This window comes from Clostridium moniliforme (assembly GCF_017873235.1).
Classification (GTDB): Bacteria; Bacillota; Clostridia; order Clostridiales; family Clostridiaceae; genus Clostridium; species Clostridium moniliforme.
The window spans coordinates 56,155-66,707 of the sequence record NZ_JAGGJZ010000009.1; the positions used below are offsets into that span (position 1 = coordinate 56,155).

General features: G+C 27.4%; 8 protein-coding genes, 1 tRNA gene and 1 rRNA gene. 1 reads left to right on the forward strand and 9 read right to left on the reverse strand.

Translation table 11 applies throughout. The features are described 5' to 3' along the window. Positions 1 to 4: 4 nt before the first annotated feature. Positions 5 to 1,861, forward strand: coding sequence for an LTA synthase family protein (locus tag J2Z53_RS11275; protein WP_209797598.1), 1,857 nt, complete (start codon positions 5 to 7; stop codon positions 1,859 to 1,861). A 45-nt stretch (positions 1,862 to 1,906) separates the two neighbouring features. Here J2Z53_RS11275 and J2Z53_RS11280 read toward each other — a convergent pair whose 3' ends face one another. The 9 genes from J2Z53_RS11280 to J2Z53_RS11320 form a co-directional block, all read right to left on the reverse strand. After that, complete coding sequence (locus J2Z53_RS11280; RefSeq protein WP_209797599.1) at positions 1,907 to 2,515, reverse strand: DedA family protein; 609 nt, start codon at positions 2,513 to 2,515, stop codon at positions 1,907 to 1,909. A gap of 125 nt (positions 2,516 to 2,640) precedes the next feature. Beyond that, positions 2,641 to 3,984, reverse strand: a complete 1,344-nt coding sequence (locus J2Z53_RS11285) for a TldD/PmbA family protein (RefSeq protein ID WP_209797600.1) — start codon at positions 3,982 to 3,984, stop codon at positions 2,641 to 2,643. A 13-nt stretch (positions 3,985 to 3,997) separates the two neighbouring features. Then, the gene (locus tag J2Z53_RS11290) at positions 3,998 to 5,380 is read right to left on the reverse strand and encodes a TldD/PmbA family protein (RefSeq protein WP_209797601.1); all 1,383 of its coding nucleotides are present in this window, start codon (positions 5,378 to 5,380) and stop codon (positions 3,998 to 4,000) included. A gap of 2 nt (positions 5,381 to 5,382) precedes the next feature. Beyond that, positions 5,383 to 6,867 carry a hypothetical protein gene (locus J2Z53_RS11295; RefSeq protein ID WP_209797602.1) on the reverse strand — a complete coding sequence of 495 codons (1,485 nt, stop codon included), beginning with the start codon at positions 6,865 to 6,867 and terminating at the stop codon, positions 5,383 to 5,385. After that, positions 6,857 to 8,266: a HAMP domain-containing sensor histidine kinase gene (locus J2Z53_RS11300; RefSeq protein WP_209797603.1), complete on the reverse strand. Its 1,410-nt coding sequence runs from the start codon at positions 8,264 to 8,266 to the stop codon at positions 6,857 to 6,859. The genes J2Z53_RS11295 and J2Z53_RS11300 overlap by 11 nt, the downstream gene beginning before the upstream one ends. 3 nt (positions 8,267 to 8,269) lie before the next feature. Then, positions 8,270 to 8,956, reverse strand: coding sequence for a response regulator transcription factor (locus J2Z53_RS11305; RefSeq protein WP_209797604.1), 687 nt, complete (start codon positions 8,954 to 8,956; stop codon positions 8,270 to 8,272). Between the two features lie 117 nt (positions 8,957 to 9,073). Continuing rightward, positions 9,074 to 10,081, reverse strand: coding sequence for a polysaccharide deacetylase family protein (locus J2Z53_RS11310; protein ID WP_209797605.1), 1,008 nt, complete (start codon positions 10,079 to 10,081; stop codon positions 9,074 to 9,076). Between the two features lie 195 nt (positions 10,082 to 10,276). After that, positions 10,277 to 10,351, reverse strand: a tRNA-Asn gene (locus J2Z53_RS11315). Positions 10,352 to 10,413: 62 nt separating this feature from the next. After that, a 23S ribosomal RNA gene (locus tag J2Z53_RS11320) occupies positions 10,414 to 10,553 on the reverse strand; the annotation flags it as partial.

Below are 10,553 nucleotides of genomic sequence, written 5' to 3' on the forward strand. Positions count from 1 at the left end.
CCAAATGAAAAAATTTCCAAAAAATTCAAAGAATAAGTTTGATAAAGATACGATCTACAGAATTATTCTTTTTTTAATACCTTTATTTTCAATAGTATTTAAAGGTATTCTTTTTCAAAGCTTTGTAACTAGTAAAAACCCTTATGATTTAAATATCACTCACGGATTTTCAGTTGCTAGTCAATTTTTAGACTACTATTTTGCTTTTGCATTAGTATTTTTAAGCTTTGCATTATTGTTCAAAGGAAAAGGTCGTGTTATTTATCTATTTGTAATCGATGCTATACTTACTGCTTTAATACTTACAGATATAACCTACTTTAGAGGATTCCAAACAGTTCCATCAGTGCTTATATTTACTCAAACTGCTAATTTGGACAACCTTTCAGGTAGTATATTATCAATGTTTAGTCCATATGATATTTTATTTGTATTAGATTTTGTAATATTAGGTATATACGTATTCTTTACAAGAAAATCATATGTAAGAGTTCAAAAAAGAGCTATTAAAACATTTTTATGCACATTAATAATTCCTATATTATTTATTACATATGTTCCTTTTAACATTTATGCATTGAAAAATAAGGATGTTAAAAATTCATATCTTTTTGAAAATTATGATCCAACTAATACAGTACAATATTTTTCATCAATTGGTTATCATATAATAGATGCTATAAATGTTTATAAAGATTCAAAGCCTTATAAATTAACTTCAGAGGAAAAACAAGAAATAAAAGATTATTATAAATTCAAAAATGAAAATTTACCTAACAATAAATATTATGGAATGTACAAAGGTAAAAATCTTATAATTATTCAAGTTGAATCTCTTGAAAGTTTTTTAATAGGTCATAAAATAAATGGAAAACCTATAACTCCTGTAATGGATAGTTTAATTAAACAAGGGGTTTACTTCCCTAATATATGCGAACAAGTAAATGAAGGTACAAGCTCTGATTCAGATTTAATGATAAATGCTTCTATGTTACCACTTAGAAGAGGTGCAACATTCTTTAGATACCCAAATAGAACTTACAACTCACTACCAAAAATATTAGGTAAAAATGGTTATGAATCAATTGCAATCCATCCAGATAAAGGATCATTTTGGAATTACAAAAATGGTTTAACAGGAATAGGATTTAAAAACTTTAAAGATTTCTATTCTTTCAATCCTGATGAAATAATAGGAATGGGTATAAGTGATAGAACTTACTTTAAACAAGTTGTTCCTAAACTAAAAAAATTAAAGCAACCATTTTATTCATTTAATGTAACACTTACAAGTCATGGACCTTTTGATCTTCCTCAAAAAATGAGAAAACTTAATTTAGATCCTGAATTGAATAATAGTAAACTTGGTGGATATTTTGAGAGTATTCATTATACAGATGCTCAAATAGGCTATTTTCTAAAGCTTCTTGATAAAGCTGGTCTTTTAGATAACACTGTTGTTGCAATTGAAGGTGATCATACTGGTGTTCATAAATATTATCAAGATAGTATAGACAGCCTATCACATAAAGAACCTTGGTACTCAAATAATGGTATACCAAGAATTCCTCTTATTATTTATGATAAAAGTAAACCTGTTGGTAAAACTTTTGATTTAATAGGTGGACAAATAGATATAATGCCAACATTATTATATGGATTTGGAGTGCCTGCAAAAGAATATGAAAATACAGCTCTTGGAAGAAATCTTTTCAACACAAAAAGAGATTATGCAGTGCTTACAAACGGAAGGCTTGTTGGAGATTTAAATAATATTCCAGAAAAGGATCAAAAGCTTATTAAAGATACTTTAGAACTATCTGACAAAATGATTCGTGCTGATTATTTTAAAAATAATTAAAATTTTTAAGTAACTCATTTAATATAAAAAGAACTAGAAAAATTTCTAGTTCTTTTTTCTTTTATTATGTATTATTAAGCATATAATAATTGTAGATACAATAATTAAACATGCAATTGAATACTTTCTAAAAATTCCTGCTATAAGATTTCTATTATTTCCAATATAATATCCTATAAGTAACAATGCAGAGTTCCAAATAGTAATTCCAACTGCCGAAAAGATAACAAACAAAGACTTATCAAGTTTCTCTGCACCTGCAAAAAGTGAGATATATGTCCTAGTAAATGGCAAAACCCTTGTAATAAGAACTGTTATTTTACCATAATTAGAAAATAACTTTTTTATAATTAGCATTGCCTTCTTACTTTTTGGCATTTTTTTATGAAGCCAATTTATAACAAATTCTCCACCATAATATCCAATTGCATAACTAATTAAAGCTCCAGCTATAGCTGCTAAAATTGTACATATTAATACTAAAGTAAAACTATAATCACCATCTGCAATACTTAACCCAACACAAGGCAAAACTACTTCGCTTGGTAATGGAATACATGCATATTCAAGCATGGTTACAACAAATATACCTAAATACCCAAAACTTTCTGTAATATGAATTGCTATAGTAATTATACTATTCATTAGATCCATATAAAATTAATTCTCCTTAAATCTACTACTCTGATTTGTATTATATCACTTTGTTATTATAAATATATTAATAAAATAGAAAATATGGAAATAGTAATGAACTTTTACTATTTCCATATTTAAAATTATTCTCCTGCTATTGATAATTCCTTTACAAGTACTGATGGTGAACCAAAACTGCTCATTGGGAATTTTATATCAGAACAAACTTCCTCTACATCCTTTAAAAGATTAAAGAAATTTCCTGCAACTGTTATTTGTTCTACTGGATAAGACTTTTTACCATTTTCAATCATAAAACCTTTTGCAGCTAGTGAAAATTCTCCTGTTATAGCGTTAGCCCCTGCATGAAGTCCTGAAAATTCACTTATTATTATTCCACTTCCTACTTCCTTTAAAAGTTCATCAAAATCCTTTTCTCCATTTTCTATATAAAAGTTTGTTGGTCCAACTCCTACTGGAGATGCATATGAGCTTTTAAATCCACTTCCTGTTGATTTTATTCCAGCTTTATGTGATGTTTTTAAATTATGAAGTAATGTTTTAAGCTGTCCTTTTTCAATTAATGCTTTTTTAAAGGTTGCAACACCTTCATCATCAAAAGCAACTGATGCTAATCCATCTTTCATAAGCGGATTATCTATTATAGTAATCTTTTCTGATGCTATAATCTCTCCTTCTTTGTCCTTTAATAAAGACATTCCCTTTTGAGCTAAATCTCCATCAAATATTCCACAAAAAGCTTGAAGTAATGAAACCATTGCCTCATTTTTAATTACAGTTTTATATTTGTTAGACTTTACTGACTTTGCTCCTACCTTTTCCATAGCTTCATCTATAGCTTCTTTTGCTATTTTTTTAGAATTCATATCCGAAACTTTTTTAGCTATTTGATATCCAAAGCCATCATATTTATTTCCTTCAATATCTATTACAGGTACAACATAAGCACTTAAAAGATTTGATTTATCGTTTAATTCTAATCCCTTTGAATTCATTAATCCATAATTAAAATTAACATAGCTAACTCCACAACCTATAAAGTTATCAACCTTATCTGAATATGCCTTACATTCTTTTTCCATTGCTATTCCTAAATCAATAAGTTCTTTAGCATCTATATTTTCTAATTCTTTATGATAATTAACTACTTTACTATATTCTTTATCACCTTCATAAATAAATTGAACATCTTCATCCTCTATTGATAATGCTGATGCTTTTGCATTTTCAACAAGCATCTTAATTGCAGCTTCATCAATTATTTCAGTATATGAATATCCCATTTTTCCATCTACCTTAGCTCTAAAAGATACTCCAAAAGATTTATTAAGATTATATTTTTCAACCTCTTCTTTATATATATTAATACTTAAACTTTCCTTGTCTGAAAAATAAATTTCAAATTCTTCTAATCCACTTTTTTTTGCTTCCTCAAAAAGCTTTTCTTTAAACTCCTTAAATTCCATAAGTTAGCACCTCCTATCTTCCACCTACTGTAATATTTTTAACTCTAATCATAGGCTGACCAACATTAACTGGTATACTTCCAGATGATGAACCGCACATACCTTGAGCCTGAACTAAATTCTTTCCAACCATATCTATATTCATAAGTATTTCACTACCTTTTCCTATAAGGCTAGCCCCTCTAACAGGTTCTTGTATTTCTCCATTTTTAACTAAGTAACCTTCTGATACTGAGAAATTAAATTCTCCTGTAACTGGATTTACTGATCCTCCACCTAATTTTTTAGCATAAAGTCCTTCATCCATTGATTTTATTATATCCTCTGGATTATCATTTCCAGCAGCAATATAAGTATTAGTCATTCTTGAAGTTGGAGCATATTTATAGCTTTGTCTTCTTCCACTTCCAGTTGGTTTCATCCCCATTCTTCTACCGTTTAACTTATCAATCATGTATCCCTTTAATATACCATTTTCTATTAATACATTCTTTCTAGCCTTTTCACCTTCATCATCTATATTTATAGAACCCCATGCATTTTCAATTGTTCCATCATCAATTGCTGTAACTTTAGATGATGCTATTTGTTCTCCAATTTTATTTGCAAATTCTGAATTTCCCTTTGCTACAGAAGTTGCCTCTAGGGAGTGTCCACAAGCTTCATGGAATAAAACTCCACCAAAACCATTGTCAATTGCTACTGTCATCTTTCCTGCTGGACAATCTTTAGCATGAAGCATAGTTACAGCAGTTCTTGCAGCTTCTATTCCATACTTTTCAACGTCTATGTCATTAAACATTTCAAATCCCATTGAACGTCCAGGACCTTCAAATCCCATTTGATTTTCTCCATCTTTAGATGCAACTGCACTTATTCCAAGTCTTGTTCTAACTCTTCTATCCTCTACACAAAGACCATCTGTATTTGCTATTAATATTTTTTGATCCTTATCAGAATATCCAACACTTACCTTTGTAATATCACTACTATACTCACTTGCACTCTTATATGCCATTTTCATAATTCCAATTTTTTTATCATAATTAATATCATTTGGATAGTACTTTATTATATGTTTATTTGGAACTATTATAGAATTATTTACAATAATAGTCTTTTCTTCTTTTAAATCACCAAGGGCAAGAGCTGCCTTATAAGCTGTATCTAAAAGACTACTTAAAGAATTATTGTTAGTATATGCATAAACACTCTTAAGCCCCTTAAATATTCTTATTCCTACACCATAGCTTCTGCCACCAATTGCATTTTCTACTTTATTATCTAAAATTCCTAAAGAATTACTTATTGTATCTTCTTCAAAAATTTCAGCAAAATCTCCTCCTGTAATCATACATTTGGATAAAACTTTTCCTATAACTTCTTTTGATAACATACTTATCCCTCCTTATTCATTTCCTTTTTAAATTCTTTAAAAGCATTTCCCCAATAATCAACATAATCTCGTTCGCACCATTCTGCCATTATAACCTTTTCTCCATTTTTTAAAGAATATCTTTCAACTGGTTCTTTAGATAATCTTCCAGCTGAAATATTATAAACTAATAATTCATCCTCTAGAATGATTATTGCCATTCTACCATCTGGAGAAATATATGCATCCTTCATAAATGGAAGTTCATTTTTTAGTACTCTCCAAGGAATAACTAAAGCATCATATTTTACAAGTTTACTATTTGGTTTTATTGATAAGTTATAATTAAAAGAATCACCATTATCATTTGAAGGTGATATTTTAGCTTCTAATACCCACTTTCCCTTATCTCTTTTTAATGTAATATTGCTATAATCTATATATTTTTTAAGGGTGTTTTTCTCCCTAGAAGTAAGTTGTGAATAGGCATTAGAATAATCTCTCTTATATATGTGATTTATTTCTTTAGAATAAATATCTTGTATTACCAAACCTTTATCTACAAGAGTATTATCAACTGGTAAAATTTCAAATTTAGGAAATTTATTGTTAAAATCATCACCTTCATATACTTCTGTTGATATATAATTATTTCCTATAAAATTTATATTTCTATATATATCTTTATCACTTTTTATTTGTATTTTTTCTTGTTTATTTTTTCTATCTATTGTATTCGCTATTAAATATTCTTGGTGTTTTCCATTAATATTTAACACCTTTTTATCTAATGTCCATATGCCATTCATTCTTGGAAAAATTATTCCCTTTGATTCCTCAATTGGCTGAATCTTATTATTTTTATAACTTATCCATAAAGTTCTATAACTTTCATCAGTAAATATTCCATCTTCATTAGATTTTCTAGACTGTTTTAAGGTTAAGTAAATACCCTTATTTTCTTCTTTACCTATATTTTTTATATCTGTATTCAAGCTATTGTTAATATCTTTAAAAGCTTCATCCGAAATATCTCCAACTTTTTTTACATTTAAAAATGCTCCTTGATAATAAATATAACTATTATTATTATCTATATAAAAAAACTCTAGTATACTATTATTTTTATTACTTGCAGTAATTACGTTAATATCCTTATTTTGTATATTTAAATCTTTAACTGTAAAATTTGATTCATATGAAATATAATAATCTTCATTTACTACCTTTAACTTATATTCTACATCATTATATATCCTATTACTAATATCTATATCTTTATTTCCAATACTTATAATTTTTCCTTGTAAATCATCAACTTTTCCTCTTGTATATATATTTTTATCTAAAATCTTAATGCTTTTTATTTGCCATTTGCCTTTAATTAATAGATTATTGTTTTCAGGAGATTTTAATTCTATCATTTCACTATTATTAATCCTAGAACACCCCTCTATAGAAAATAAAGTAATAATTATAAGTATAAATAATACTATCTTATTCTTCATTTATATAATTCAACTCCTTTGATCTAGGAATAACGATTATTATTTCAGTACCAACATGTACTTTACTTTTAACTACAAGAGTTCCACCATGTAATTTTACTATTTCATCTGCTATTGATAATCCAATTCCTGCATTAGAATTTGCATTACTACCTTTATAAAACTTTTCCTTAACCTTTTCTAATTCATCTTCTTTTATTCCACATCCATTATCTTTAACTTTTATTCTCAAGTAATCATCAAAATCATCAAAATCTACAATAATTACTCCTTGTTTTTGAGTAAATTTAAAAGCATTATCTATAATATTTATAAGTACTTGCTTCATTCTATCCGAATCCATAAATACTTCATTAGATTTTGCATTATTATAAACAAAAAAACTTATATTTTCCCTTTCAGCCCTTGGTGTCATATACAATTCAATATAACTTGAAAAATCACTAACTTTTACAAAACGTTTATTTAAACTTATTTTATTATTAATAAGTCTTGAAAAATCTAATAATTCCTCAACCATTACAGATAACCTATCCGTTTCTTTTTCAATTATATCAAACCCTAATTTTAATGTCTCCCTATCAGTAGTATTATCATTTAATGTTATTACCCATCCTTTAATGGCTGTAAGTGGTGTTCTAAGTTCATGAGAAACTGATGATATAAAGTCATTCTTCATCTGTTCTCTTTCCTTAAGTTCTTCAGCCATAAAATCCAAAGTATCTGCTAATTGACCTATTTCATCTTTTGAAACAAAATTACTTCTTTGATTTAAATCTCCATTAGCCATCTTCTTTGCTACATTTTTAAGTTTTAATATTGGATCTACAATATTTCTAGCCATAATAAGACTAAGAACTACAGCAATAATTAAAACTATTACTGATATTATTATAAAAAATGTAATTATTGATGCTATTGATTTATCAACATCTTTTAACGAAGTAATAAATCTTATAACTCCAATAATTTTACCATTAGCCTTTAAAGGTTTTGTTACAGACATTACTTTAGAATTGTAATAATCCACATTTCCAATCCATCTGCTACTTTCTCCATTTAAGGCTTTTTTTATTTCAGAATTAACCTCAGGAGATTTATAGTTAACTCCTATTGAATCCATTAAAAGTTTTCCTTTATTATCAAAAATTTGTACCTGTGCTGTAGTTTGATTCCAAAAGGCATCAACATTATCATATACATTTAATAATAAAGATGATGTTGAATAATATCTATCATAAAAACTTGTAGATAAATCAATTTGATTGACTAACATATTTTCTGTATTATCATAATAATATTGTCTAACAAAAACTATAAGTAAAGTATCTAATATAATTATTGTTGAAAGAATAACTATTATAAAATTTCTTATAATTCTACTCTTTATACTTTTCATACTTTATCCTTTCCATCTATATCCTATACCCCAAACAGTTTCTATAAATTCTGGATTTGAGGCATCTTCTTCTATTTTTGCTCTTAATCTTCTAATATTAACATCAATTATTTTTGGATCTCCAAAATAATTGTATCCCCATACTGAATTTAAAAGTTCATCTCTTGAAAAAGCCTTATTTGGATTTTCAATAAATGTTTTCATTATTAAATATTCCTTTGGGGTTAATTCTATTTCCTTACCATTTTTAGTAATCTTTTGAGAATATAAATTAATTACAAACGGACCATTTATCAACTCATTCTTCTTCTTATTATTATCTTTCTTTTCCATTCTTCTCAAAATGGCTTTAATCCTAAGAACAACTTCCAAAGGGTTAAATGGTTTAACTATATAATCATCTGCACCATATTCAAATCCCATTATTTTATCCATATCTTGACCTTTAGCAGTTAACATTATTATTCCCATATCTGGATATTCATTCCTAAGTTTATTACAAACTTGGAATCCATCAATACCTGGTAACATAACATCTAATACAGCTACATCTGGTTTTTCATCCATCGCTTTTTCTATACCCTCTTCTCCATTGCTTGCTTCTATTATTTCAAAGTCATTTCTTGCCAAATTTATTTTTAAGAATCCTCTTATACTAACTTCATCTTCAACTAATAATATTTTAGCCATTTTCCAAACACCTCTTTATACTGATTTAAAAAAGAAGCTTAATTTAATTTAAGCTTCTTTTTTTGTTATCCTTATATTATTATAATCTATAACTGTTATTCTTAATATGACTAATTTCTATTTTATTGTTCTAAATTCATATCCTTTATCTTTAAAATACTCTATTATCTCTGGTAAAGCTTTAACAGTATTTTCTTTTCCATATGTGTCATGCATTAAAAATACAATACTATCTGCCTTATCTCCTAATTTTTCTACACTTTTTTTTGTATTTTGAATTAGTTGCTCTTTAGTATTTCTACCTCCATTTTCTGCATCTCCATTTAATGCATCCCAATCAACAATATTAACTCCATTTTTATCTAATACTGGTCTTGCCTTTTCTCTTCCATTCCATGACCAATATCCCCCCGGAAATCTAACTACTCTTGTTGAGAAATCTTTTCCTAATGCTTCTTTTAATGCTTTATTAGTTTTATTATATTCACCCATAAATCTATCTACATTAATTACTCTATTAGGATATAAGTATTGATAATTATGAGTATAACTATGATTCGCTATAGCATGTCCATCTTTAGCTGTTCTTTTTAATATTTCTTTTGATTGTGGAGTTGCATTTACATATTTACCTACAATAAAAAAGGTAGCTTTTACATTATATTTATCTAATATATCTAATACTTTAGGAGTATTAGTTGTTGATGGACCATCATCAAAAGTTAAATAAACCACCTTTTTACCATCAGTTCTTACTGGATAGTGTAATTTTCCTTTTAAAAGACCAGCTGTACGATTTGCAACTTCTACAGCATCATCTGCATTTGGATCATCTTTTAGAGGTAAGTACCCTGAATTATCTAATTTTCTTTTACTTGTTTCATCTTGTTCAATATTTTTATTGTCATTTTGTTTATTATCAGTAGTATTTTTATCTTTTTCTTCTGCTAATACTTTTTCATTTTTATCTTTAGATGATAGAACTGAATAAACAGATATACCTCCAACTACTAAAACTAATATTATTCCTAATAATAATATAGTTTGTCTTCTTTTTATTTTCATTTTTGCTTCTTTTCTTTTTCGTGATATTTCTAATTTATTATATGTATTAAGCTTTCTCAAAACTTATCCCCCTTAATATATATTACACTATACTACTATTATAATCCTTATAATCTAAATTGGAATTACAAAACAATTAATATCAGTTACATTCTTGTAACACTTTATCTAAATTTGTATATATTTATACAATTATTGTTACAAAAATTATTTTTTTATAAAAAAAAATAAGCTATTTTAAGCTTATAATAAAAATGGCTCCGTGGAGAGGACTCGAACCTCCAACCTATCGGTTAACAGCCGAGTGCTCCACCATTGAGCTACCACGGAACATTTATTCAGATTTTTGTTCTCTGAAAATTGCACATGAATTTTTGTTGATCGTCTTTTCATTGGTCAAGCCCTCGACCTATTAGTATCAGTCAGCTGAACATGTCACCATGCTTACACCTCTGACCTATCAACCTTGTGTTCTTCAAGGGGTCTTACTAGCTTATGCTATGGGAAATCTCATCTTGAGGTGGGCTTCACG

Coding starts and splice junctions, on each gene's coding strand:
- J2Z53_RS11275 (WP_209797598.1), top strand. CDS start 5: ATGAAAAAATTTCCAAAAAATTCAAAGAATAAGTTTGATAAAGATACG.
- J2Z53_RS11280 (WP_209797599.1), bottom strand. CDS start 2,515: ATGGATCTAATGAATAGTATAATTACTATAGCAATTCATATTACAGAA.
- J2Z53_RS11285 (WP_209797600.1), bottom strand. CDS start 3,984: ATGGAATTTAAGGAGTTTAAAGAAAAGCTTTTTGAGGAAGCAAAAAAA.
- J2Z53_RS11290 (WP_209797601.1), bottom strand. CDS start 5,380: ATGTTATCAAAAGAAGTTATAGGAAAAGTTTTATCCAAATGTATGATT.
- J2Z53_RS11295 (WP_209797602.1), bottom strand. CDS start 6,867: ATGAAGAATAAGATAGTATTATTTATACTTATAATTATTACTTTATTT.
- J2Z53_RS11300 (WP_209797603.1), bottom strand. CDS start 8,266: ATGAAAAGTATAAAGAGTAGAATTATAAGAAATTTTATAATAGTTATT.
- J2Z53_RS11305 (WP_209797604.1), bottom strand. CDS start 8,956: ATGGCTAAAATATTATTAGTTGAAGATGAAGTTAGTATAAGAGGATTC.